The sequence below is a fragment of the Floridaenema fluviatile BLCC-F154 genome (assembly GCF_041929135.1).
GTDB lineage: Bacteria > Cyanobacteriota > Cyanobacteriia > Cyanobacteriales > Aerosakkonemataceae > Floridanema > Floridanema fluviatile.
Window position 1 is genome coordinate 56,987 of sequence record NZ_JBHFNS010000036.1, and the last position, 23,001, is coordinate 79,987.

Here is a 23,001-nt window from a genome sequence, read left to right on the forward strand (position 1 = left end):
TCTTATATGTCCGGGATGCAGGAGGTTATGCAGTATTTACTAGCGAGTTTGAAAATCTGATTAATGAGTCTTTTATTATCTCTGACGCGGATCATCTTGCGGAGGATACCATCCCCCTCGCAGCCATAAACGTCTTGCTCTAACAATCGAGCCTTCATTATGATAGTCATCATTGAGGTCGAGGCGATTACAAGTAGCGCGACCAGTGGGAGTAATGCCTTCAATTCTTAAACCGTCTGCTGTCCAAATAAAATGATCGGCCCACTTGTCTTGACGAGGATTAAATAAAGGAATTTCTTGTTGAGTTTGCGGGTCAATTCCGGTTATAAAATTGTAACGATATCCATTACAACGCTGACAAGCTAAGGCTAAATTACTAAGTTCGTCTGAACCGCCGAGTGACTGAGGCAAGATATGATCGATCGCAAACTGTGCCGCACTTGCTTCTTCCAAAGAATGGCAATATTCGCAGAGATAATTTGCCCTTTCTCGAACTAACTGCCGGGTGTTATTACTAATTGTCATGACTCGGCAATAATTCTGGCATTTATTAAGGTAAAAATCCTGTCTAATTCTAAAATTCCAGTTAATTCTGCCTCTTCTTCTGAATTTAACAATCCATTTTTGTTTTTCTCTGCTAGTTCATCTAAACGAGATTGAAGTTCATCCGTAAACTTAAATAAATTTAGGTTTCTCACTTGACTGATTTTAATTCCCGACTCTACCCAAGAGGAAGGTTGAACCATTAGTTTAGTAATCATTTTCACTTTCCTGCTTGTAATACCTGAATTGCACTCAAGTTTAATTCTGGAAAACTCCCAGAAATAATCCTTTCTTCACCGCGAAAGGAAACTGCATCATAAAAACCTTCGATTAAAGAACATAGTATTACTACTTCATCTATTGGATCGACAATCCAATATTCGGAAATACCCAATACAGCATATTCAGAACGTTTAGCACGATAATCAGTAGTTTTAGTAGATTCACTAACTACTTCTACTACTAAAATTGGGGAAATTTCATTTTTGTCAATTACTAATTCACGATTAGCAAGTGATTCCCATTGTTCTATTGTTAATACTGTAATATCTGGAATCCGGGAAGTATCCCAACGTCCTCCACGAGGCGATCGCACACCAACAGCAAATTTTTGCGCCGTACAATTAATTCCAATTCTGGAAATTTCATCATCAAAACTTCGTTCTAAAAATTTAGTAATCGCCCCATGTTTCCCAGTTCCTAAACTCATGGGAATTAACTCTCCATTGACTAATTCATACTTCGTATCTGTGCCATCATTATACTTGAGATATTCAGCAAAAGTTAGTTTTTTGGTGGTTGTAACCATTGCGATCGCTCTCCTTATTCGCCAATTTTAAAAATTTGTTCTGCTGTTAAATTCAACTCTGGAAAAATCGCCGATTGTATCCGTTCTTCACCTTTAAACTGAGTCACCATATACTCGCCTTCAACCATTTGGTAAACCGAAATAGTCGGTTGTTTCGGGTTTCCAATATAACGCCTACCACCCAAAGCTAAATAATCAACAATCCAATATTCAGGAATACCTAATTTTTCGTATTCTCCTAACTTTAGTAGATAATCATCTTGCCAATTAGTACTCACTACTTCGATAACTAATTTTGCTGTTTCACCTTTGGTAATTAGCGATCGCTTTTTCCACATTGGTTCATCTTTCAGCGCATTCCAATCCAAAACAGCTACATCTGGAATATAACCTGACTTATCAGAATCAATCGGTTTAATTATACATTGTCGAGGAATAAAATAAGGAAGTTTTAAGCGACGAATTTCGATCGCTAACTCAGTACCAAATTCTCCAGCTACCTGTTCGTGTGTTCCTGTTGGTTGCATTTCAACAACTACTCCATCATATAATTCAAAACGACCGTAACCATCTGGATACCAGTCCAAGAATTCCTCCAGATTCATGGTTTTTGATTCTGTTTGCAGCATGGCAATTTTTCCTCGGAAATTCTGACTTAATTGTAGCAAGGTGCGATCGATCCTAGCGACAAATGGCTTTTTAAAACCGCAGATGAACGCCGATGAACGCAGATGTTACCGTTAACTTTTCTGTTGGGTGCAATAAGTTTGGTTTTTTACCACAGATATCCACAGATGAACACAGATGGACACAGATGTTAACGTTATCTTTTCTGTTGGATGCCAAGATAAAAGTAGATAGATATTGGTTTTTTAACAGATATCCAGCTACTCTTTCCCAATCCCCAATCCCTAATCCCTAGTCCCCAACTTACTCCAAAAATTGCCGCACTAATTTCGCTAACCTCTCAGCACTATCTTTCACAGCTAAACTCAACGCAGCTTCTGACATTCGCTGTAATTTATCCGGTGATTCTAATAAGCTTGAAACTTGTTTTCTTAAAATTTCCGGCGTTAATTCAGATTGCTTAAATACTAAAGCTGCACCAGCATCGGCAAAGATTTTGGCATTGTAAGTTTGATGATCTTCCGCTGCAAAAGGATAGGGAATTAAAATTGTTGGTTTCCCCATTACTGCTAATTCTGTTAAAGAACCTGCACCTGCACGACTAATTACTAAATCCGCCCTTTGTAAAAGTCCTGCCATATTGTTGTAAAATGGCGCATGGAAATAATGAGGATGTTGTAAATTGCCTACATCAGGATCGTTTTCTCCCGTTTGATGCACCACCCAAGCACCATTATCAAACCAACTTTTGGCACTTTGACGCACAAATTTATTCACCGCCACAGCGCCTTGACTACCACCAATTACCGCAATTAAAGGTACATCATCGGGAATAGCTAAATCGTGTTTTTCGGGGGCGAGAAATTGCGATCGCACAGGCGTACTAGTGTAAACTGTCTTAGAACGAGGCAACAACTTCGCCGCAGGTTCAAAACCTACCGCTACAGTATTACACCAAGAACCAAAAAATCGCGTGACTTTACCCGGAATCGCATTCGCTTCATGTAAAATAGCAGGTAAACCTAGCGATCGCGCCGCAATAATCGCAGGTGCCGCAATATACCCCCCAGTAGTAAATACACCATTAAACTTTCCCCGTTTCAGCAACTCCCGACAACTGCGAATCGCTGTGGTAAACTTACCAACAATCTTCACCGTACCCAAACCAAAACGCTCTTGGAAACCTTCCACTGCGATCGTATTTAAGGGATACTCAGAAGGAATCAAATCTTTTTCTAACCGATTCGGGACACCCAGCCACTCAATTTGGTAATCTGGCAATTGTTCCGCTAAAGCTAGCGCCGGAAACAAATGTCCCCCAGTGCCACTAGCAGCAATTAACAGTCGTCGTGGTACTGAAGCATTACCTTCTAAGGAAGCAGCTTGGCGATCGAAATTCTGTTTCTCAGTTAACATCTAAAAAAACCTGGTGTTTTAGGCTGATTCTCAAAATATCAAAATATGCCACATCCTCTGAAATTTCGACCCACAACTTTACCCGTAGCTTTCCTACTAACATTAGGGTTATCCGCCGGGTGGACAACTGCCAAAGCTGCTAGTCCTGACTCCGCGCCACCAGAATTGAAAAACACTTTAGCGCAAATTGATGCCGCAGCCAATAGCCACAACGTTCAAGCAGTAATGCAATTCTATGGCGCTAATTTTAGCAACAGCGACGGCTTAAATCACGCCGGAATGGAAAAAACCCTAACCCAACTTTGGCAACGTTATCCACAGTTAAAATACCGCACTGAATTAAAATCTTGGCAAAATCAAGGTAATGGCATAGTCGCTGAAACAGTCACAAATATTACAGGAACTCAGCCAGTAGATGGCAGAACTTGGAATTTTAACGCCACAATTCGTTCCAAACAACGCTTGGAAAACCAAAAAATTGTTAACCAAGAGATTTTGAGCGAGAAAACTCTATTAACCTCTGGCGAAAAACCCCCCTCAGTTGATTTTAAATTACCCGAACAAGTCCGCACAGGTCAGGAATTTAATTTCGATGTAGTAGTTAAAGAACCACTAAAAGATAACTTGTTAGTCGGTACAGCTTTACTCGAACAAATCAGTCCCGACAAATATCTTAATTCGCCAAAAATTCAATTAGAACCACTAAATGCAGGTGGCATTTTTAAAGTAGGTCGTGCCCCAAATGACCCCGGTAAATATTGGATTTCCGCTGTCTTAGTTCGCTCAGATGGTATTACTATTGTTTCCCAAAGATTACCAGTAATCGCCGGAGGGAAAAACAACCAAAATCCCAATCGTAACCGTTCTAATTCTCCTGCACCAGCACGTCCCTCTCGTCCCGGCAGAACTTCCGGTTAAGAAACTTGCGTTAATTACTCGTAGGGCAGGCATCTTGCCTGCCATTACCATTATTCGTGACAGGCAAGATGCCTGTCCTACATCTCAGAATTGATTAAATATGATTTCAGTTCAAAACCAAATTGTTCTAATTACTGGTGCAAGTAGCGGAATTGGTGCATCCTGTGCTCAAGTATTTGCTCAAGCTGGGGCGAAGCTAATTTTAGCAGCAAGACGTAAGGAAAAACTGCAAGAAATTGCAGATTACCTCAGCAAAGAGTTTACTACTCAACTTTACTTGATAGAATTAGATGTACGCGATCGCCAAGCTGTAGAAACAGCAATCAACTCTCTCCCCGAACCTTGGCAAAACATCGACATTTTAATCAACAATGCTGGCTTAAGTCGCGGTTTAAGTAAACTCCAAGAAGGCGACTTCCAAGACTGGGAAGAAATGATTGATACCAACGTCAAAGGATTACTTTATCTGACCCGTTATGTAGTTCCGGGAATGATCGATCGAGCCAAAGGTCACGTAGTAAATATAGGCTCAATAGCAGGTCGGCAAACTTACCCAGGTGGTAACGTTTATTGTGGTTCCAAAGCCGCAGTAAGAGCAATTTCCGAAGGCTTAAAACAAGACCTTTTAGGAACACCAATTCGCGTTAGTTGCATCGATCCAGGTTTAGTAGAAACCGAATTTAGTCAAGTCAGATTTCATGGCGACAGCGAACGCGCCGAAAAAGTTTACCAAGGGCTCACACCTTTAACCGGAAATGATGTCGCAGATGTCGTTTTCTTCTGCGTCACTCGCCCAACTCACGTTAACATTAGCGAAATTCTACTAGTACCAGTAGACCAAGCAACTACTACCTTAGTCCACCGTCACAACTAATAAAAAGTTCGTTGTAAGGACTTCAGTCCTTCATTTAACAAACTACGACTGAAGTCGCTACAACAAACATTTATTCCTCTATTTGTTTAGCCGACACTTCTACAGCTTGGACATCAATTGTTCCTGGTGGTGTTACCCTTTGAAAGTGTCCTTGTTCAATTAATAGAGGTTCGCTACAACTAGGACAGCGCATTTGAGTTTGATTTAACCCAGTAAATTCATAACCGCAAACGGGACATTTATCTTCTACCAGATTACGCTTTAACCACCAGCGAAACACAAAAAATGCGATCGCAGGTAGCGTCACCAAACACACCATGAGAATCAACACCGATTTCGCCAACCAGCCAAGCCCGATCGCACTTAGCAGCCAAAACGACAAGAAAACACTCAGGGCACAGCCTAAACCCGGAACATTAAACTGAAAATTTTTGATGCTCATTTCCTGCATCTCAATCTTGGTCTGAATCTAGCATAGCGAGTTCAAAGAGGGTATTGGGGATTAGGGACTGGGTACTGGGGACTGGGTAAGTTTTGAGTTTTAAGTTTTGAGTTTATGAGTTAAGAAAAAGTTTTAAGTTAAAGAATTTTTCCTAGTCCCCAGTCCCCAGTCCCCAGTTCCCAGTCCCCAATCCCCAGTTCCCACTATAGAGCACGGTCTGTCGCACTTAACAATTCTTGCAGCTTTTGGCGAAAAGCATCTCTACCAAATTGAGCTAAAGCTTCCTGTCGTAACCATTCCCCGTCACAACGTCGCTCTTCACCTTGGAGAATTTCTTGACAAGCTGCGGCTACCGCTTCTGGGTTACGATGGGGAACTCGCCAACCTAAACGTCCATCTTGTAAAGGGTCAGCCGAACCATCAGCGTCACCAGACAACACGGGAACGCCGCAAGCCATCGCTTCTAAGTAGACAATACCAAATCCTTCTTGAGAAGGCATGACATAAGCATCAGCAAGGCGATAGTGTTCGACTAATTGTTCTGTAGGTACGAAACCTGCAAAAATTACTCTATCAGCGACACCTAAATCTTTGGCTAATTGCGCTAATCTTGGTTGGTCGTCACCTCGTCCGATGACTAAATATTTTACATTGGGGAAGGCTTGCGCGATCGCAGGTAACGCCCGAATCGTCACATCCACACCCTTATAAATATCCCCAGACCACAGTCGCGCCACAGTCATCAACACCCTAGCACCCGCCAAATTATACTTTTCCACCAAAACTGGATTCTTCTCTCCCGGAGTAAACACATCTCCATCTACACAACAAGGCAGAAATTCCACCAATTTGGGATTAATCTGATTAGCTAGACAAGCTCGATCGCGACTATAACGACTAATTGTCCAAATCCCCGCTGCTTTTTGCAAAGCTTTTTTATATTTGGGTGGTAACGGTTCCCAAACTTCTTTACCATAAGTCAAAACTGTATAAGGAATTCCCCTCATTTGGCAAAGTGTTTGTATCAACGGTGCCAAATTAATGTGACCGCAAAAAACATGATCGGGACGATATCGCCAAAGATAAATTACTAAAGCTGCAATCATCCAAATCCGCCCCAGCATCGGGTTTATAGTTTTAAAATAATGGAATCTCAGTTTTTTAGATGCAAAAGGATTATTTTTTACTGGTGCATCTCGGAGTAAAAAAATATCCGCAATGGGTTGTTCAGACAATCCTAAATAACCTCGCCAAATATCCTTAATATAGGACTGAATCCCACCTTCCACACCAACAATTTCTAAGAAAACAAATAAGTACCGTTTGTCACCGTTCATTTTCTGCTTATCCTTAAATCATATTAATAGAATTCCCCAGATCTCACCGGGAAACTCTAACTAACTCTTAATTTTTCTTTACTGCACCCTTGCACCCTTGCACCCTTGCACTTTTGCCCCTAGACTCCCCATACTTAGGGCTTACCAGTAGCCGCAATTGTCCCATTCTGCAATCGCTCTAAATCTTTGTGTACCATTTTTTCTAAAAGTTTTTCCAAGCTCAATTGCGGTTGCCATTTTAGTTTTTGTTTAGCTTTTGTGGAGTTAGCTACTAAGAGAAAATGTTCGTCAGGTCGGACTAAATTCGGATTTACTACCACATAGCGAGTCCAATCTAATCCCACAGATTCAAAAGCGGTAGCGACTAATTCCTTGACGCTGTGCAGTTTTCCTGTGCCAATTACGTAATCTTCAGGTTGTTTTTGCTGCAACATTAACCACATTGCTTCGACGTAATCTCCGGCATAACCCCAATCGCGTTTGGCATCTAAGTTGCCTATTTCTAAGCGATCGCTAATTCCCAATTTAATCGCTGCTACTCCTAAACAAACTTTTCTAGTCACAAACTGTGGCGATCGACGAGGAGATTCATGATTGTATAAAATACCACTGCAAGCAAACAAATTATAATATTCGCGATGATGTACGGTTGTCCAATGGGCGTGTAATTTCGCCGCAGCATAAGGATTCATTGGTCGAAAGGGAGTATTTTCATCTTGAGGCGAACAGTCCACTTTGCCAAACATTTCCGAACTGCTAGCTTGATAAAATCGAATTGCCAAACCTGTTTGGCGCACTGCGGTTAAAAGTCGGATTGCCGTTCCCGTAACTAAATCCAGAGTACCCAAAGGATCGTCCCAAGAATCGGGAATAAAACTAGGAGCAGCCAAGTTATAAATTTCTTGAGGTTTTACTTGTTCCAGCAAACCGGAAAGCACTTTAGTATCAGTCATATCAACGGCATAAACCTCTAGTTTGTTAACTAGAGAACCCAACTTAGCCAGATTACTTTGCCGTTGCGGTAATACCAATCCGACCACACGATAACCCTTTTGCAAAAGTAATCGACTTAAGTAATAGCCGTCTTGACCTGTAACTCCTGTAATTAGTGCTGTCTTAGTCATTAGTAATTAGTCATTAGTCCTTAATTTTTAATCCCCAATCCCTTACCAAATCCCCCGTTTTCCGGTAGGGCGTACTGTCATCCAGTTAGTTTTAGCCATTGCTAACTGTTCTTCTGTAATTCTGGCACCTGTGAGGTTAGCGCCACAGAGATTTGCCCCTCTTAAGTTGGCATTCATCAGATGGGCGTAACTCAAATCTGCGCCACGCAAATCTGCTCCTTCTAAATCGGCAAAACTCAGATAAGCTCTCCCTAAGTTAGCATCGCGGAGAATTGCTTGATTTAAACTTGCCCTACCAAAATCGGCATGAAATAAATTTGCTCCTTGAAGATTGGTACGATTTAATCTAGCTTGATGGAAAATAGCTTCTGATAAATTAACTTTTTGTAAATTGAGTAAACTGAGATTTTGTTGAGCGAAGTCCCTTCTGCCTTTACTGTAGGAAGTTTGTACTTCTTGCGCGTCTAATTTGCGCTTCACATTTCTAGCCTTACTGCTGCTAAAGTTATCACTACTCGGTACGTTTCCCACATTTCTGTTACTACTAGCTCGATAGCCAGTAATTCCTGAATGAGCATCAGTTCCTTCTAGCCTAGTACGTCTAGCACGAATAGCCATTGCGGCTTTAACTACCGAATTGGCGGATACCGATCCTTTGGAACCACTTCCAGAATTTAGGGAATTTGGGCCAAACTTACTGGCTGGGGATGGAGAAAATCCTGGTGGTGGGCTAGCAATCATGCCTTGAGCTAAACTATCAAGGTATGGTTCTAGGTCTAAGGCTCTCAGGACATCGTTGGCGGATTGGTAGCGATCGCGCACTGATACTTCTAACATTTTCCGCAGCACAGCGGCAAAATGATCGCTCAAATTATTGACCATGCGAACGTGCTTTTCCCAAAGCATTTCCCCTGTTGAGGGGTTGTAATCTAAATCTTTGGGAGATTTAGCGCACAACAGATAAATACAAGTGACTCCCAAGGCATAAATATCACTAGCATAAACTGGGCGCATTGCCATTTGTTCTGGTGGGGCGAATCCTGGTGTCCCGATCGCATAAGCTGTTAATGCTGTTTGGTCTGAGCTATTAGCTGCGGCTTGGTTGACTTGGTTTTTTACCGCCCCAAAGTCGATTAATACTAGTTTGCGGTCTTGGTTGCGGCGAATCAAGTTCGCTGGTTTTATGTCCCGATGAATTACCTTTTGGCTGTGAATGTACTGTAGTACTGGCAGCATTTCGCTCAAGAATTGTTTGACACCTTCTTCGCTAAAGGGGCCATTTTGTTTGACTTCTCTTTGTAAAGTATCCCCAAACACATATTCTTGTACCAAGTAAAATTGCTGATGGTCTTCAAAGTAGTCCAACAGTCTTGGTACTTGGGGATGATTACCAATTTGTCCCAGTGTTTTTGCCTCTCGTTCAAATAACTCGCGTGCCATTTGAAAAACGTGAGGTGCGGTAGCGGTAGGACGGAGTTGTTTAATCACACAACTGGGTTCTCCCGGCAACATTTGATCGTTAGCTAGAAATGTAGCTCCGAAGCCACCCTGACCCAGAGGTTTGATTACACGATAGCGATCGCGCAGCAAGAGTTGTGAACCACAAGCTTGGCAACTTTCTACGTGGTCTGGGTTTTCTGGATTAGGACAGGCTGGATTTAAGCAATAGCTCATTCAGCGTCACTCGCAAAGAGGATCATTCAGTATTCTTTGAGCGCCCTATTTTTATTATCCGGGCTAAAATCAACAATTACAGTGTTATGTATGCAATAAATCAATTAAAGACTTGATTAAGCAACATCTAATTGTGTGAAGTCTTCTTAAATTCTTCTACATTCACCCCCGTTTAAATTACATAAAAACTAACCTATCCATAGTTAGAGTACCCCTTGGCAATGGAAAACTAACAAATAAATTTAGCAATGTTAGGGGTGAAACTGAGAAAATGATACATTGAACCTTTCTTTTGGCGCTTCTTTTTCGGCGGCTTGCCCACTGGCAGGACAAAAAAGATTAATTGATTAACATTTAAACAAATGGGGGCTTCTGATGTGAGAGTTATCACTGACCCACTAAGTACACCCATATACATTATTTCTTATCTTAACAAGATGGGCGATCTTCTGATAGAGATGTAAAATAAACAGTCTGATAATGGTAAAAACATTTTAGCAATGCGGATCTCTCTGAACTGGTTGCGGGAACTGGTAGATTTCACCATCACCCCGGAAGAATTAGCCCATAAGCTAACTATGGCTGGGTTTGAAGTAGAAGACATTGAAGACCGTCGCACTTGGGCTGATGGTGTGGTAGTGGGTAAGGTACTGAGTTGTCAACCCCACCCCAACGCCGACAAGCTGAGAGTTTGCGAGGTGGATATTGGCTCAGGTACACCTTTAAATATTGTCTGTGGCGCGGCTAATGTCAAGACCGATCTGTTTGTGCCAGTGGCAACTATTGGCACATACTTGCCGAAGGTGGATTTAAAATTGCGATCGACTAAATTACGCGGTGTGCGATCGGAAGGGATGATTTGTTCTTTAGCAGAATTAGGCTTAGAAAAAGAATCATCGGGAATTCATAGTTTTGACCCAGAAAGTGGGCCATTAGGCGGCGATGTTCGCCCACTGTTAGGTTTAGATGATGTGATTCTAGACTTGACAGCAACCGCTAATCGTGCTGACGCTTTAAGTATGATTGGCATAGCGCGAGAAGTGGCAGCTTTAACTGGGGCAACTTTGAAGTTACCGGAAGTTCCAGAAAGTAACATTCCTGGAGGAAACAAAGAGGTTTTAAGTTTAAAAATTGCAGAACCCCAAGCTTGTCCGGCTTATATTGGTACAGTAATTGAAAATGTCAAAATTGGTCCTTCCCCAGATTGGTTACAACAAAGGTTACAAGGGGCAGGAATTAGACCGATTAATAATGTGGTAGATATTACCAATTATGTACTTTTGGAATGGGGACAACCTCTGCACGCTTTCGATCGCCAAAGTTTACAGAAAGTTACGGGCAAAGATTCTCTAACTATTGGAGTTCGTTTGGCTAAAACTGAGGAATCTTTAAAAACATTAGATGGACAAACGCGGAATTTACAGCCGCAAGCTTTGTTAATTACTGCTAACGATCGACCAGTTGCTTTAGCTGGGGTAATGGGTGGTGAAGAAACGGAAGTTTCCGCACAAACTCAAAGTATCATGTTAGAAGCGGCGTTATTCGACCCTACAGCAATTCGGCGTTCGGCACGCAGTTTGGGAATGCGAACGGAAGCTTCGGGACGTTACGAAAGAGGTGTAAATCAGGCGGAATTAGAATTAGCTTGTCGGCGGGCGATCGGTTTAATTTCGGAATTAGCTGTAGGGGCGGGTTTAGTGAATAACCTTTCTTGCTCGACAGAAAGCATAAAATCAAAACCCGCCCCTACGTCCATAGCACAAGAAATCGCCGATAATCGTCCGAATCAATCTGCTTGGACTAGATCGATCGAATTACGGCTCGATCGCGTCAATCAAATTTTAGGCCCTATAGATTTAGGCGAAGAACTTGGCGAATTACAACCAGAAGATATTCGGACAATTCTGACATCTTTGGGATGCGAAATTAAACCCACTGAAGAAGAAGGAATTTGGTTAGTTACTGTACCACCTTACCGTTATCGAGACTTGGAACGGGAAATCGATTTAATCGAAGAAATTGCCCGTCTTTACGGTTACGATAATTTCAGTATAGAGTTACCAGAAGAAACGGAACCTGGGTATCTTTCTATTGACCAAATGTTAACTCGTAAATTGCGGGAAGCTTTACGAGGTGCAGGGTTAACTGAATTAGTCCATTACTCTTTGGGTAAAGCTGAAGGTGACGGACAAATCAAATTGCGTAACCCAATGTTTAGCGAATACTCCGCTTTACGCAATGATTTAATTTCGGGATTAATTGATAGTTTCCAATATAATTTAGAGCAAGGAAATGGCGCTTTAAATGGCTTTGAAATCGGGCGGATTTTCTGGAGTGAAGAAGATGGATTAATGGAAGCTGATTCTTTAGCGGGAATTATCGGTGGCGATCCTACAGTAGGTCGTTGGGTAAATTCTGGAAAGTCAGAACCAATGACTTGGTATGAAGCCAAGGGTATGTTAGAAAGTGTGTTTCAAAAGTTAGGAATTAATGTTGAATATCAACCTGATTGCCGTGATTCTCGCTTACATCCGGGACGAACTGCTTCTTTATGGGTACAGGGCGATCGCTTAGGAACTTTCGGACAACTTCATCCCCAAATACGTCAAGAAAAAGGTCTTCCTGATGCAGTTTATGTGTTTGAATTAGACCTGGATGTATTACTAGATCAGATGAATCAAGATGAAATTCTGACTCCGGTTTTAAAACCCTATTCTAGTTATCCAGCATCCGATCGCGATATTGCTTTCTTCGCCTCCACAAAAGTTTCTGTAGCAGAAATGGAACGGGTAATGGCAAAAGCCGCTGGTACTTTATTAGAATCAGTGGAATTGTTCGATCAATATCTCGGTGAAAGTGTGCCCGAAGGACAACGAAGTTTAGCATTTCGGTTGATTTATCGGGCGGGCGATCGAACTCTCACAGAAGAAGATATCGAATCTGTACATCAACAAGTTCGAGAAGCTTTAACCGAAAAATTCCAAGTCACTCTCAGAAGTTAGTGATTAGACAGATCCCCGACTTCTTCAACAAGTCGGGGATCTCGCTTGTGCTATATTACACCTGATTTCTGGAAATTTAGATTATGACAAAATACGTGATGTGGGGAAGTTATTGTGAGGATGTTCTGGAAAAAAGAGCACCCTATCGACAAGCACATTTAGACGGTTTAGCAAAACAAAAAGAGTCAGGTGTTTTAATTACAATTGGTCCAACTCAAGACTTAACAAAAGTGTTTGCCATTTACGAAGCAGCAGACGAAGCTACCGTTCGCCAGTTAGTTGAAACCGATCCTTATTGGCAAAATGGTATTTGGACAGAGTACGAAGTTAAAGAGTGGATTCAGGCAATTTAGTCATTTGTCATTGGTCATTTGTCATTGAAAGAAAGAGAGATTTAAATTTAACTTTCTATCCACTAATGACCAACGACAAATTGTTCGTTGTAGCGACTTCAGTCGTACATTCTGCTTAGTGGAACACTGAAGTGTTCACAACGAAAGAGGAGGAGAATTTAAAAAGGAATATCATCTACATCTGGTGGATTTACCGGAGTTGTAGGCTTTGGTGTAGAGGTGGTAGGAACAGCGGGGAAAGGTGCATCATTTTCTTCGGAAATAGTGGCAGTATTGGTAGTAGCAGTAGCAAAAGATGTGTTGTTTTTAGTTGCTACATTGCTGGAATGATAATAGTCTCGATCGCTATTTGTAGCTTCATTTCTAGCTGTTGTGGTATCTGTTGTTGCCGCAGCAAAATTGTTAGTAGCACCTAAATAATGAACTTTCTGGGCGGTTAATTCTGCACGTTTTTCTTTAAAACCTTCTGGTTTACGTTCGTAGTTGATCATTCCTAAACGACCTTCAATAACTACTTGCAAACCGCGGTGACAGCGTTCGTGAATTTCTGTGGCTAAATTTCCCCATCCGATTACTTTTAAGTTAGCTGGAGGATCGTCAGGTTTTAAACCAGAAAACTGAACTAACATTTCAGCAACAGGGAGGTTATCGGGTGTATATCTTAGTTGCGGATCTTGTACGACCTCAGCCATTAAAATGCAGCTATTCATAACTAAATTTTGGGTAAGGATTCTGGGATTTTTTCGGCATTATTCCTATTTTACAACTTTTTTGGTCGATCTACTTGGTAATTGATAATTTTCGGAATTTTTTTACCAATTACCAACTAGGAATTACCGATTACCAAACTAACTATTTAATTGCTTGTTCTCGCTGTTCTTGGTCAACAAAGTTTTGCACTTTAAAGCGGTAGTCTTTTAAGGTCCGATCGACCCAACTGCGATCGCTACTGTTGACGAAAATATGCACTAATGGTTCGCCAGCATCAGGTAAAAGTAACACCCAACTATCATCTGTTAATGAGCAAATTTTCACCCCATCAATTAATTCTAAAGATTCAGCGGGATGAGTTTCTACTAAGTAGCGCATTAATGCTCCTTTCACTGTCCAAGGGCAACGCACTGTTTGATTTTTATGGTAAACTAGCGGCAAGTCTTCGCGAATTGTGCCGAGCGATCGTTCTTGAATTGTTAACATTTCAATCAGCTTAGCAATGCAGAACATGGCATCAAATCCCGGATGCAATTGCGGGAAAATAAATCCCATTTCTGCGGAACCACCTAACACTACATGAGAATTAGTTTGACAAGCTTCCATTAAAGCACTCGGATTAGCTTTCGTCCGAATTACTTTACCATCATGTCGGCGGGCAATTTGTTCTACAGCACTGGAAGTATCAACGGGAACTACTACAGTTCCTCTTGGATTAGCGGTGAGAATCATATCTACCATTAAAGCAGTTAACATTTCTCCGCGAATTGGCGTACCAGTTTCATCAACTAAAATTAACTGTTCGCCATTTCCCGATACTTGTACGCCAAAATTAGCTTTTAATGCTTCTACTACATGACCGAGTTGATGTAACAATGCTTCTCTTTCCACTGCGGAAACAGCTGTTTGATTCAAGGAAGCATTTAATACTACTGCATCGCAACCAAACTTAGCTAACAATTGCGGCAATACTGCCCCAGAAACCGCATAAACATAGTCAATTACTACTTTGGAATTACTATGGCGAATTGCTTGAGTTGTGAGGTGTTGTTCAAAACTGGTGCTGTAAATATCCATCACCTGACTGGGATAAGCCATATTGCCAATTTCATCTATTTGGGCACGGCGTAAATCTTCTTTAAAATATGCTCCTTCGATTTTCTTTTCTTGGGCTTTGGAAATATTAATTCCTTTCAAATCTACGAACTCAATCAAAATATGATCGGGACGTTCGGGATGAATTCTAATGTGAACTCCGCCGACTACTGGCAAGGTAGAAATTACGGTGCGAGTAATCGGAATCGCTGTAGCTTCTAAGTTTTGTACATGAACTCCCACTGACATTAAACCCGCAATAAAAGAACGTGAAACCATGCGGGCAATGCTACGTTGATCGCGGGAAACTGCTACTTGCGATCCGGGTTTTAAAGTGGAACCGTAAGCGGCACCTAATTTAACCGCAAATTCTGGAGTAATATCAATATTTGCTAATCCAGAAACGCCTCTTTGACTAAATAAATTTCGGGTGGCTCTTTGTCCCCAAATTAAGTTAATGTTCAAGGTAGCGCCAGATTCAATTTGTTTACTGGGCCAAACTCGAACCCCTGGACTAACTAAGCTTTCTTCTCCGACTGTGGACAAAGAACCAACCACTGCGCCTTCTAAAACTTGGGCGCGTCGATCGACTCTTGTCCCTCTAGCGAGCACGCAAGCACTCAGTTGTGCTTCTTCTCCAACTATTGCGCCATTCCAAATTATTGGGCGTTTTAAGTTGGCTTCTGCACCAATAGTTACTTTGTCGCCAATGACGGTTCCGGCTTCTATTTGTACTCTTGGCCCAATGCGGCTGTTGTCTCCAATTAATGCTGGTGCTTCAATTTGAGCGGTAGGATCGATGTAGGAATTTTGTCCGATCCAAATTCCTGATTCTCCGGCGTAGGTCGATCGCGGTAATGTAGCGGAAGCGTATCGTTCTTCGTAAGCTTTTTCTAATTTAACTTTGCCACATAATCCATCGTATTGTGCTTCTCGATAAGCGTCTAAGTGACCGACATCGCACCAGTAACCTTCGGCAATATAGCCATACATTGGTATTCCTTGTTCTAGTAACAAGGGAAATAAATCTTTGGAAAAATCGCTCTCTTGGTTAGGTGGTAAAAATTCTAAAACTTCTGGTTCTAAAATGTAAATACCTGTGTTGACTGTATCGGAAAAGATTTCACTGGTAGAGGGTTTTTCTAAAAATCGCTTTATCTGTCCATCTTCATCTGTAATTACTACACCAAATTCGATCGGATTAGGTACGCGAGTTAGAACTATGGTAGCTTTTGATTGATTCCTTTTATGATAGACAATGGCGGCGCTTAAGTCGAAGTCAGTAATACAATCACCGCTAATTACCAGAAATGTTTGGTCTAAAAGTTCGGCAATATTTTTGACGCATCCCGCGGTTCCTAAAGGTTGGTCTTCTTCTACTGCGTAGGTCATTTGTACGCCAAATTCGCTACCATCATGAAAGTAATCGCGAATTACATCTGGTAAATAATGTAAGGTGGCAATTACTTCTGTAATTCGATGTTTTTTCAGTAAGTTAATGATATGTTCTGCGATCGGTCTATTAAGTATCGGAACCATTGGTTTTGGGAGATCGCAGGTTAGCGGTCTTAATCTTGTTCCCGATCCGCCAGCCATCAGCACTGCCCGCATAAATCCTCCTATTTTATCTGGTTAATTACTGTTTAGAAATTAGGGCGGGTTTAGTGATAGTTAGGTTTCCCCACTAAAGTTTTGATTCACTTTGCCCCTGATGTTTTGTCTGTTTGTGATTAATTACATCTGGACTGTTAGATAAGTTTAACTAATTTTCTCGGACTTGGTTCAATTCCTATCAAGTATTTTTGCTCATTACTAACGAATTATTAGAATCACCTCTCTGTTTAGTTAGCTTGTCCAGTTCTCTTTTTGGGCAGATTGCTTTTTATAATTTTTCCGCACAAATATTACTAACTTTTAGGTTAGATGCTGAGCTTGGCTTTGAGTTTTTAACTAACAGAGAAGTTACAGCTAGCGTCGCAATCACCATTATCTCTCTGGTTTCCCCACAGAGAGTTTTTGTTAAACATTTTTTAGCAAATCAGTTAAGTCGTCGCAATTACGATTAAATAGGTCTAAATCAATAATTGATCCTGTTGATTTGTCCGCCAAAATTTGGAGCGATCCTAAATTACTTGCTTTGTTTGCATCTCATAAAACTTTCAGGGAGAGTAAAGCAAAAATTTATTTAATCAGTTACATTTTAATTGAAGGCTGCGTTCTGATTATATCAAAGTCGTCAGTTAAATATCCTATTTGCTATCCTGGGTAAAGAATGCTACTTTCAGATGCAGAAATTAAGATATAAGTAGAGTTGTAGGAGATGATATGGGTAAGTTAATTCTTGTAGCATTAGTGGTGGTTTACGTGGGAGGCGTTTGGAAGTTCTGGACTGGTTTTGAAAGAACAAACTTCCAACGCAGTTTGCCGACTCGTATCTCTTTAGCCTTATTATGGCCTGTGTTAATGGTGAATAGATCTTTTCGCCGCAATTTTACAAAAGCCCTGAAAGGTTAACTGAGAGAGTCAGCTGTTGCAACTTAATTCAGAAAGTCACAAACGAATCTGGTTAATTGGTGGCACTGGGGAAAGTGCTAAATTGGCAAAGGCACTGCTCTCAGTTCAGCTGCCTTTGCTAATTTCTGTGACTACTGAAAATGCTCGATCGCTCTATCCAATTTCGCCTTTGCTGCAAGTTTGGGTAGGGCGTTTCAATTTATCTCAAATCAATCAATTTTTAGCCGAACAAAATATTATTGCGGTTTTGGATGCGTCTCATCCTTACGCAGCGGAAATTTCCCAAAATGCGATCGCCGCTTGCTCTCAAAAAAATATTCCTTATTTGCGTTTTGAGCGCCCCAGGTGTGGGCTGGGGGGCAGGGGGGCAGAGGGGCAGAGGGGCAAATTAATTTATTTGGATAGTTTTGAGAGGTTAGTAACGGGGGAATATTTAGTAGGGGAAAGGGTGCTTTTTACTGTGGGGTATAAGGTTTTGCCTTTGTTTAGAGATTGGCATGAGCGATCGACTTTATTCGCCAGAGTTTTACCTGCTACAACTTCTATTGCAGCTGCTTTAACAGCTGGTTTTACCCAAGATAAATTATTTGCTATGCGTCCGCCAATTCCGCTGAATTTAGAAAGAGAACTTTGGCGACATTGGCAAATTTCAATGGTAGTAACCAAAGCTTCTGGTACGCCTGGGGGAGAGGATATTAAACGGCAATTAGCAGCAGAATTAGGAGTTAGTTTAGTAATAATTGAACCGCCAATTATCACTTATCCTCAAGTTACTAGTGATTTGGGGGAAGCGATCGCTTTTTGTCAGCAACACACGGGGAAACTCGCCTAAAAGTGACAAATGATGACAGGTAGAGAAATCTTAGGGAAACAATCTCTTAATTATTTCCCTAAAAGCATTATGGATATTGAGTTTAGGTGATTGTGACCGCCTGTACGCAATAACAGGCGGTCACAATCACCTAATCACCAGATAGGTGTTCGGAATTAAGTCTAAGGGATTTCTTGGTCATGCTGGATTCTCCTTACACTATTTCTTGATTAAAGATTAAAATCAGTATTTATAGACATAGTTTATGCCAAAATAATAGTATGCTTCAAATACAGAATATATGTTTAGCTTTGTAATAACAAAAATTGGAGAAAACAATGAGACAAAATTTAATAACAGCTATTGAGAGAATAAAACATGAAACTGCTTACAAAGAAAATATAGAAGGAATTTTAAGTACTTTAGAAGCACTTATCAATAAGAAGAGTGAAGCACCCGAAGGATTTGTTGACGAATCAAAAAAAATTTGGGAAACGATAATTGAATTTAATAATTCTAAAGAATCATTGATTGAGTTACTACCAGGAGCTAGGAAACTAGAAAATTTAGCCCAATTGAGTCATAATTTTCTAGAAAAATATCGAGATTTTCTTAGCGATGAAGACTGCCGATTACTTAAAGAGATTTACTTAATTAATTATACACAATCACAACTCCGGTTAGGTCTATATTTTCTTTACGATATAGACAAACATGAAACATATATGGATTACTTACTCAATATTTCATCAGGTATAGACTTAATAGTTAAAGGAGTTACAAATTACCCCAGCAATATTGATTTACAAAATCACGAAGAATTGAAAGCTTTGGGGTACGACGTACTTCAATTAAGTGAAGAAATTAAAAAACAAATAAACCAAAATGAGGTACAAATAGAACAGACATTAAAAGAAGATTATGAAAAAATTAGACATTACATATATGTAAGTGCTGTCACACTTATTTGGTTAGTAGAACAATTTGAAAAAACAGTAGAAACAAAAAAAGAAAAAAATAGACCGACCATTAAAAACATTCTGAAGTTTCTGGAAACTTCAGAAGGAGGTTGGGCTGGGGATGACCTCGAAGAATGTTTAGAGTTTGTCAACGAAATTCGTTAATTAGGAGTAGTTGTGTATTTGTTGGACACTAACCATTGTACTTTTATTTTTATACAAAGAGATTCTAATGTGCTGAATCACTTAATGAATCTACCGGAGGACAGTAAAATATTTATAAATAGCATAATTTATGGAGAATTAATACTTATGGCACAGAAGTCTGAAAGAAAAGCAGAAAACTTAAACAAGGTAGAAGAGTTTGTAAAAAAATTCACTGAATTTATTTATCCAGTAGATAAAGAAACATCGAAGATATAGGGAGAACTATATGCAAGTATTTTTAATTTCTTTGCCCCTAAAGACAAAGCAAAACGTAGGAAATTTAAAATAGAAGATGCTGGCGTAAGACTGAATGACTTATGGATTGCTTGCACTGCAATACAGCATAATCTTACAATTGTGTCTGAAGATTCCGATTTTAAACAAATATCCAAAGCAAGGCAACTAAACGTTGAATGTTGGAAAACCACATAATAAGAAGCTTTATCCTCACCACAATACTCACTTGTACCGTTTACAGTACACTCATTTAAGGAAAAGTCGGGGATCTATCTGGGTAGCTAATTAAAATGCGATCGCCATTCCATCAGCACGAGGTTCCGAACCTGCAATAAATACATCGTTTTCCCGTAGGATAATTTGACCTTTGCCAAACAAAGACGTATTTTTAGTTACTCGCACTTCATGACCTTTTGCTAATAATAATTCAGCTATTTTTGGCGAAACACTTTTTTCTAATAAAACTCTATTTCCAGCTACAAAAAACCAGCGTGGCGCATCTAAAGCTGCTTGAGGATTCATGCCATAATCCGCCATATTTAATATTACTTGTAAATGTCCTTGAGGTTGCATTGGCCCTCCCATAACTCCAAAGGGGCCTAATGGTCGATCGCCTTTTGTTAAAAATCCAGGGATAATAGTATGAAATGGGCGTTTTTCTGGGGCAATTTGATTAGGATGTCCCGCTTCTAAAGTAAAACCCAATCCGCGATTATGCAAAGCAATTCCCGTTTCAGGAACTAATATTCCACTACCAAAACCTTCAAAATTCGATTGAATAAAAGAAACCATTAATTCCCCATCTGCTGCTGCTAAATAAACAGTTCCACCTTTCGGAAGTCCAGGTTCAGCTAAGGGAATCGCAGTATCATTAATTAAATTTCTACGTTCAGCAGCATAGCTTTTATCTAACAAGTGTTCTGCTGCAACTGTCATAAATCTGATATCAGCAACATGGCGACGAACGTCAGCAAATGCTAATTTCATCGCTTCAATTTGTAAATGATAACTCTCGACAGATTCACGGGGATATTGAGCAATATCAAAACCTTCTAAAATATTTAATGCCATTAAAGTAGCAATTCCTTGTCCGTTGGGAGGAATTTCCCAAACTGTTAAATCTCGATAGTTTGTCAAAATTGGTTCTACCCAATCTGCTAAATGGTTTCGCAAATCATCTGTAGTTAAAAAACCGCCAGTATCCGCCGCAAAATTAGCAATTTTTTGGGCAATTTCTCCATTGTAAAAGCTTTCGCCGCCAGAATTTGCGATCGATCTCAAAGTCCTCCCATGCAACTCACTCCCCCAAATTTCCCCCGCTTTCGGTGCCCGGTTTTTGGGAAAAAATACTTGTTTAAAATGTTGAAATTCAGGACGATTTAAAGGTAAAAATATTCTTTCCGCACGTTGCCAAGCTTCTGCTGTTACTGGAGAGACAGGAAAACCATTTTCAGCATAGCGAATTGCCGGAGAAAATAACTGTTCAAAAGGCAATTTTCCCCAACGTTCCCATAAGTTTCGCCAAGCAGAAACCGCGCCGGGAACTGTTACAGGCAACCATCCATTTGAGGGGATTTCTGTTAAGTTTGTAAATGCTGCTAAAGGTAGAGATTTGGCGCTTTTTCCTGAAGCATTTAAACCATGTAATTTGCCATCCCAAACTATAGCAAAAGCATCAGAACCTATGCCGTTAGAGGTGGGTTCTACTACGGTGAGTGCGATCGCCATTGCTACAGCTGCATCCACCGCATTTCCCCCAGCTAATAACATTTCTATTCCCGCTAAAGTTGCGAGGTTTTGACTCGTCGCCACTGCACCTCGCTTTCCCATTATTACTTTTCTTTGTGATGGGTAAGGGTAGGTAGTTAAGTTTTCTGTGTTTTCTAATTTTTGAGACATAATTCTATATTATATAAATGAATGCTTGCTATTAACAGTCAATGCCAGCTAAAGATATTTATCACAATACAGTTAAGAATGCTCTTTTAAAAGATGGTTGGAACATTACTGACGATCCTTTTATTTTAAAATGGGGAACCAGAGATTTATATATTGATTTAGGAGCAAAAAAACTCATAGCTGCGGAAAAAGGTGAGCAAAAAATCGCAGTTGAGATTAAAAGCTTTATTGGTGCTTCTCCAGTAGCAAATCTAGAGAACGCTTTGGGACAATACATTCTATACTATGATATTCTCAATCGTTTAGAACCAAATCGCCGCTTATACCTGGCAATTCGTCAAGAAACTTTTTCTGATTTATTTGAAGAACCTATAGGAAAAATTCTCTTAGAAAATCAGCGTCTTCGTTTACTGGTTTTTGATTCGGAACAAGAGGTGATTCTCCAATGGATACCTTAGATAATTATCGGCAAATTCTCCAAAACATACTCATTGAATATGCTCAACTTCCTTATGCTTATGGACAACTAGAAAGACAGTTAATTATTGATGAAAATAAAAACCATTATTTGTTACTAACTCTCGGATGGGAAAACAAAAAACGGGTGCATGGTTGCCTAATCCATATTGATATTATTGACGAAAAAATCTGGATTCAGCGCGACGGAACCGAAGATGGAATTGCTAACGATCTCGTCAACGCTGGTATTCCTAAAAACCGGATTGTTCTTGCCTTTCATCCCGCTGACATTAGGCAATTTACGGAATATGCAGTCAGTTAACTGATATCCAATTTAGATTTTATTTACCACCGTAAAAGAAGGCAATTTCTTTGTCTTTTAAAGGTGCAAAACCTGCATCAATTAGCTTTTGGTTGAGTTCATCTTGGGGAATGTGTTTTGCGCCAATTCTGACAATTCGCGATCGCATTGTATTGCTAACTCCGCTACGTTGTCTCCCCGCTTCCAATCCCATAACTTGATTATAAAGATCTAACTTTTCAGTAGGAATGGGAGATCCATCAAAATCTATTCCTTTAGCAATAGCTTCATCGATCGCATCTGCACCTTTAGTACTGGGTGATTCTGGGGTAGTTTCAGGAGACATGAGAAAGTAGCAATTAACGACAGGAATATTTTACCAGAATTGCGATCTCTATATTTCGGTTGATGTTTAATTTGGTAATGTTAACACAATGTAACAAATAGAGGTGTAGCGAAATCGGAGCAAAATTTTGGCAGACGAATTAAAAAAAGGCGACAAGGTGGAATGGAAGACTTCCCAAGGGAAAACTCAAGGCGAAGTGAAAGAAAAACTGACTTCACCAACAGATATTAAAAGTCATCATGTTGCTGCTTCTGAAGATAACCCAGAATACTTGGTAGAAAGCGATAAATCCGGGAAAGAAGCGGCACATAAACCCGAATCTTTGCAGAAAATTGAGGAATAAA

At 40.3% G+C, this 23,001-nt stretch carries 24 protein-coding genes; 11 read left to right on the top strand and 13 right to left on the bottom strand.

Annotated elements, in window-relative coordinates:
• Positions 1-75: 75 nt before the first annotated feature.
• The 5 genes from ACE1B6_RS08135 to murG all read right to left on the bottom strand — a co-directional run bounded on the left by ACE1B6_RS08135 (position 76) and on the right by murG (position 3,394).
• A complete protein-coding gene (locus tag ACE1B6_RS08135) occupies positions 76-525 on the bottom strand; it encodes an HNH endonuclease (protein WP_413256751.1) in 450 nt (149 codons plus the stop codon).
• Entirely contained in the window at positions 522-761 is a 240-nt protein-coding gene (locus tag ACE1B6_RS08140) for a hypothetical protein (protein WP_413256752.1), read from the bottom strand. The genes ACE1B6_RS08135 and ACE1B6_RS08140 overlap by 4 nt, the downstream gene beginning before the upstream one ends.
• A gap of 2 nt (positions 762-763) precedes the next feature.
• Positions 764-1,351, bottom strand: coding sequence for a Uma2 family endonuclease (locus tag ACE1B6_RS08145; protein WP_413256753.1), 588 nt, complete (start codon positions 1,349-1,351; stop codon positions 764-766).
• A gap of 14 nt (positions 1,352-1,365) precedes the next feature.
• Positions 1,366-1,980, bottom strand: coding sequence for a Uma2 family endonuclease (locus ACE1B6_RS08150; protein WP_413256754.1), 615 nt, complete (start codon positions 1,978-1,980; stop codon positions 1,366-1,368).
• 301 nt (positions 1,981-2,281) lie between these two features.
• Entirely contained in the window at positions 2,282-3,394 is a 1,113-nt protein-coding gene (murG, locus tag ACE1B6_RS08155) for an undecaprenyldiphospho-muramoylpentapeptide beta-N-acetylglucosaminyltransferase (protein WP_413256755.1), read from the bottom strand.
• A 45-nt stretch (positions 3,395-3,439) separates the two neighbouring features.
• Here murG and ACE1B6_RS08160 point away from each other — a divergent pair, with 45 nt between their 5' ends.
• Positions 3,440-4,312, top strand: a complete 873-nt coding sequence (locus ACE1B6_RS08160) for a nuclear transport factor 2 family protein (protein WP_413256756.1) — start codon at positions 3,440-3,442, stop codon at positions 4,310-4,312.
• Positions 4,313-4,412: 100 nt separating this feature from the next.
• The gene (locus ACE1B6_RS08165; protein ID WP_413256757.1) at positions 4,413-5,186 is read left to right on the top strand and encodes an SDR family oxidoreductase; all 774 of its coding nucleotides are present in this window, start codon (positions 4,413-4,415) and stop codon (positions 5,184-5,186) included.
• Between the two features lie 70 nt (positions 5,187-5,256).
• Here ACE1B6_RS08165 and ACE1B6_RS08170 read toward each other — a convergent pair whose 3' ends face one another.
• The 4 genes from ACE1B6_RS08170 to ACE1B6_RS08185 all read right to left on the bottom strand — a co-directional run bounded on the left by ACE1B6_RS08170 (position 5,257) and on the right by ACE1B6_RS08185 (position 9,763).
• Positions 5,257-5,628, bottom strand: a complete 372-nt coding sequence (locus ACE1B6_RS08170; RefSeq protein WP_459562987.1) for a hypothetical protein — start codon at positions 5,626-5,628, stop codon at positions 5,257-5,259.
• Positions 5,629-5,831: 203 nt separating this feature from the next.
• Entirely contained in the window at positions 5,832-6,965 is a 1,134-nt protein-coding gene (locus ACE1B6_RS08175) for a glycosyltransferase (RefSeq protein WP_413256759.1), read from the bottom strand.
• A 134-nt stretch (positions 6,966-7,099) separates the two neighbouring features.
• On the bottom strand, positions 7,100-8,089 hold the full coding sequence (locus ACE1B6_RS08180) for a GDP-mannose 4,6-dehydratase (protein WP_413256760.1): 990 nt from the start codon (positions 8,087-8,089) through the stop codon (positions 7,100-7,102).
• A 42-nt stretch (positions 8,090-8,131) separates the two neighbouring features.
• The gene (locus ACE1B6_RS08185; RefSeq protein WP_413256761.1) at positions 8,132-9,763 is read right to left on the bottom strand and encodes a serine/threonine-protein kinase; all 1,632 of its coding nucleotides are present in this window, start codon (positions 9,761-9,763) and stop codon (positions 8,132-8,134) included.
• Positions 9,764-10,263: 500 nt separating this feature from the next.
• On the opposite strand from ACE1B6_RS08185, the gene pheT reads away from it, so the two are divergent.
• Positions 10,264-12,765 (top strand): phenylalanine--tRNA ligase subunit beta, encoded by a 2,502-nt coding sequence (gene pheT, locus ACE1B6_RS08190; protein WP_413256762.1) that lies wholly within the window; start codon positions 10,264-10,266, stop codon positions 12,763-12,765.
• Positions 12,766-12,848: 83 nt separating this feature from the next.
• Positions 12,849-13,118, top strand: coding sequence for a YciI family protein (locus tag ACE1B6_RS08195; RefSeq protein WP_413256763.1), 270 nt, complete (start codon positions 12,849-12,851; stop codon positions 13,116-13,118).
• Positions 13,119-13,276: 158 nt separating this feature from the next.
• Here ACE1B6_RS08195 and ACE1B6_RS08200 read toward each other — a convergent pair whose 3' ends face one another.
• Together ACE1B6_RS08200 and ACE1B6_RS08205 are read right to left on the bottom strand one after the other, a co-directional pair.
• Positions 13,277-13,828, bottom strand: a complete 552-nt coding sequence (locus ACE1B6_RS08200) for a single-stranded DNA-binding protein (RefSeq protein WP_413256764.1) — start codon at positions 13,826-13,828, stop codon at positions 13,277-13,279.
• Positions 13,829-13,970: 142 nt separating this feature from the next.
• Positions 13,971-16,535 carry a sugar phosphate nucleotidyltransferase gene (locus ACE1B6_RS08205; protein WP_413256765.1) on the bottom strand — a complete coding sequence of 855 codons (2,565 nt, stop codon included), beginning with the start codon at positions 16,533-16,535 and terminating at the stop codon, positions 13,971-13,973.
• Positions 16,536-17,249: 714 nt separating this feature from the next.
• Between ACE1B6_RS08205 and ACE1B6_RS08210 the strand changes: the two genes are divergently transcribed.
• The 4 genes from ACE1B6_RS08210 (at position 17,250) to ACE1B6_RS08225 (ending at position 19,847) form a co-directional block, all read left to right on the top strand.
• Positions 17,250-17,438, top strand: a complete 189-nt coding sequence (locus tag ACE1B6_RS08210; RefSeq protein ID WP_413256766.1) for a hypothetical protein — start codon at positions 17,250-17,252, stop codon at positions 17,436-17,438.
• 16 nt (positions 17,439-17,454) lie between these two features.
• Entirely contained in the window at positions 17,455-18,270 is an 816-nt protein-coding gene (locus ACE1B6_RS08215) for a cobalt-precorrin-6A reductase (protein WP_413256767.1), read from the top strand.
• A 317-nt stretch (positions 18,271-18,587) separates the two neighbouring features.
• Positions 18,588-19,373, top strand: a complete 786-nt coding sequence (locus ACE1B6_RS08220; protein ID WP_413256768.1) for a hypothetical protein — start codon at positions 18,588-18,590, stop codon at positions 19,371-19,373.
• Between the two features lie 327 nt (positions 19,374-19,700).
• Positions 19,701-19,847, top strand: coding sequence for a PIN domain-containing protein (locus tag ACE1B6_RS08225; protein ID WP_413256789.1), 147 nt, complete (start codon positions 19,701-19,703; stop codon positions 19,845-19,847).
• Positions 19,848-19,937: 90 nt separating this feature from the next.
• On the opposite strand, the gene ACE1B6_RS08230 is transcribed toward ACE1B6_RS08225, so the two are convergent.
• Entirely contained in the window at positions 19,938-21,551 is a 1,614-nt protein-coding gene (locus ACE1B6_RS08230; RefSeq protein ID WP_413256769.1) for a gamma-glutamyltransferase family protein, read from the bottom strand.
• 41 nt (positions 21,552-21,592) lie between these two features.
• Here ACE1B6_RS08230 and ACE1B6_RS08235 point away from each other — a divergent pair, with 41 nt between their 5' ends.
• Positions 21,593-22,009, top strand: a complete 417-nt coding sequence (locus tag ACE1B6_RS08235) for an element excision factor XisH family protein (RefSeq protein WP_413256770.1) — start codon at positions 21,593-21,595, stop codon at positions 22,007-22,009.
• The gene (locus ACE1B6_RS08240) at positions 21,997-22,332 is read left to right on the top strand and encodes a XisI protein (protein ID WP_413256771.1); all 336 of its coding nucleotides are present in this window, start codon (positions 21,997-21,999) and stop codon (positions 22,330-22,332) included. The genes ACE1B6_RS08235 and ACE1B6_RS08240 overlap by 13 nt, the downstream gene beginning before the upstream one ends.
• A gap of 19 nt (positions 22,333-22,351) precedes the next feature.
• Here the strand turns inward: ACE1B6_RS08240 and ACE1B6_RS08245 are convergent, their stop codons facing one another.
• Positions 22,352-22,657 (bottom strand): small RNA NsiR4-regulated ssr1528 family protein, encoded by a 306-nt coding sequence (locus ACE1B6_RS08245; protein WP_413256772.1) that lies wholly within the window; start codon positions 22,655-22,657, stop codon positions 22,352-22,354.
• Between the two features lie 127 nt (positions 22,658-22,784).
• On the opposite strand from ACE1B6_RS08245, the gene ACE1B6_RS08250 reads away from it, so the two are divergent.
• Positions 22,785-23,000, top strand: a complete 216-nt coding sequence (locus ACE1B6_RS08250) for a hypervirulence associated TUDOR domain-containing protein (protein WP_413256773.1) — start codon at positions 22,785-22,787, stop codon at positions 22,998-23,000.
• Position 23,001: the final 1 nt, after the last annotated feature.

What these genes read in the sequence shown, in the direction of transcription:
- ACE1B6_RS08150 (WP_413256754.1), bottom strand. Translation starts at nt 1,980, where the DNA reads ATGCTGCAAACAGAATCAAAAACCATGAATCTGGAGGAATTCTTGGAC.
- ACE1B6_RS08165 (WP_413256757.1), top strand. Translation starts at nt 4,413, where the DNA reads ATGATTTCAGTTCAAAACCAAATTGTTCTAATTACTGGTGCAAGTAGC.
- ACE1B6_RS08195 (WP_413256763.1), top strand. Translation starts at nt 12,849, where the DNA reads ATGACAAAATACGTGATGTGGGGAAGTTATTGTGAGGATGTTCTGGAA.
- ACE1B6_RS08160 (WP_413256756.1), top strand. Translation starts at nt 3,440, where the DNA reads ATGCCACATCCTCTGAAATTTCGACCCACAACTTTACCCGTAGCTTTC.
- ACE1B6_RS08200 (WP_413256764.1), bottom strand. Translation starts at nt 13,828, where the DNA reads ATGAATAGCTGCATTTTAATGGCTGAGGTCGTACAAGATCCGCAACTA.
- ACE1B6_RS08245 (WP_413256772.1), bottom strand. Translation starts at nt 22,657, where the DNA reads ATGTCTCCTGAAACTACCCCAGAATCACCCAGTACTAAAGGTGCAGAT.
- ACE1B6_RS08135 (WP_413256751.1), bottom strand. Translation starts at nt 525, where the DNA reads ATGACAATTAGTAATAACACCCGGCAGTTAGTTCGAGAAAGGGCAAAT.
- murG (WP_413256755.1), bottom strand. Translation starts at nt 3,394, where the DNA reads ATGTTAACTGAGAAACAGAATTTCGATCGCCAAGCTGCTTCCTTAGAA.
- ACE1B6_RS08185 (WP_413256761.1), bottom strand. Translation starts at nt 9,763, where the DNA reads ATGAGCTATTGCTTAAATCCAGCCTGTCCTAATCCAGAAAACCCAGAC.
- ACE1B6_RS08170 (WP_459562987.1), bottom strand. Translation starts at nt 5,628, where the DNA reads ATGAGCATCAAAAATTTTCAGTTTAATGTTCCGGGTTTAGGCTGTGCC.
- ACE1B6_RS08205 (WP_413256765.1), bottom strand. Translation starts at nt 16,535, where the DNA reads ATGCGGGCAGTGCTGATGGCTGGCGGATCGGGAACAAGATTAAGACCG.
- ACE1B6_RS08210 (WP_413256766.1), top strand. Translation starts at nt 17,250, where the DNA reads ATGGGTAAGTTAATTCTTGTAGCATTAGTGGTGGTTTACGTGGGAGGC.
- ACE1B6_RS08220 (WP_413256768.1), top strand. Translation starts at nt 18,588, where the DNA reads ATGAGACAAAATTTAATAACAGCTATTGAGAGAATAAAACATGAAACT.
- ACE1B6_RS08145 (WP_413256753.1), bottom strand. Translation starts at nt 1,351, where the DNA reads ATGGTTACAACCACCAAAAAACTAACTTTTGCTGAATATCTCAAGTAT.
- ACE1B6_RS08235 (WP_413256770.1), top strand. Translation starts at nt 21,593, where the DNA reads ATGCCAGCTAAAGATATTTATCACAATACAGTTAAGAATGCTCTTTTA.
- pheT (WP_413256762.1), top strand. Translation starts at nt 10,264, where the DNA reads ATGCGGATCTCTCTGAACTGGTTGCGGGAACTGGTAGATTTCACCATC.
- ACE1B6_RS08175 (WP_413256759.1), bottom strand. Translation starts at nt 6,965, where the DNA reads ATGAACGGTGACAAACGGTACTTATTTGTTTTCTTAGAAATTGTTGGT.
- ACE1B6_RS08180 (WP_413256760.1), bottom strand. Translation starts at nt 8,089, where the DNA reads ATGACTAAGACAGCACTAATTACAGGAGTTACAGGTCAAGACGGCTAT.
- ACE1B6_RS08230 (WP_413256769.1), bottom strand. Translation starts at nt 21,551, where the DNA reads ATGTCTCAAAAATTAGAAAACACAGAAAACTTAACTACCTACCCTTAC.
- ACE1B6_RS08240 (WP_413256771.1), top strand. Translation starts at nt 21,997, where the DNA reads ATGGATACCTTAGATAATTATCGGCAAATTCTCCAAAACATACTCATT.
- ACE1B6_RS08140 (WP_413256752.1), bottom strand. Translation starts at nt 761, where the DNA reads ATGATTACTAAACTAATGGTTCAACCTTCCTCTTGGGTAGAGTCGGGA.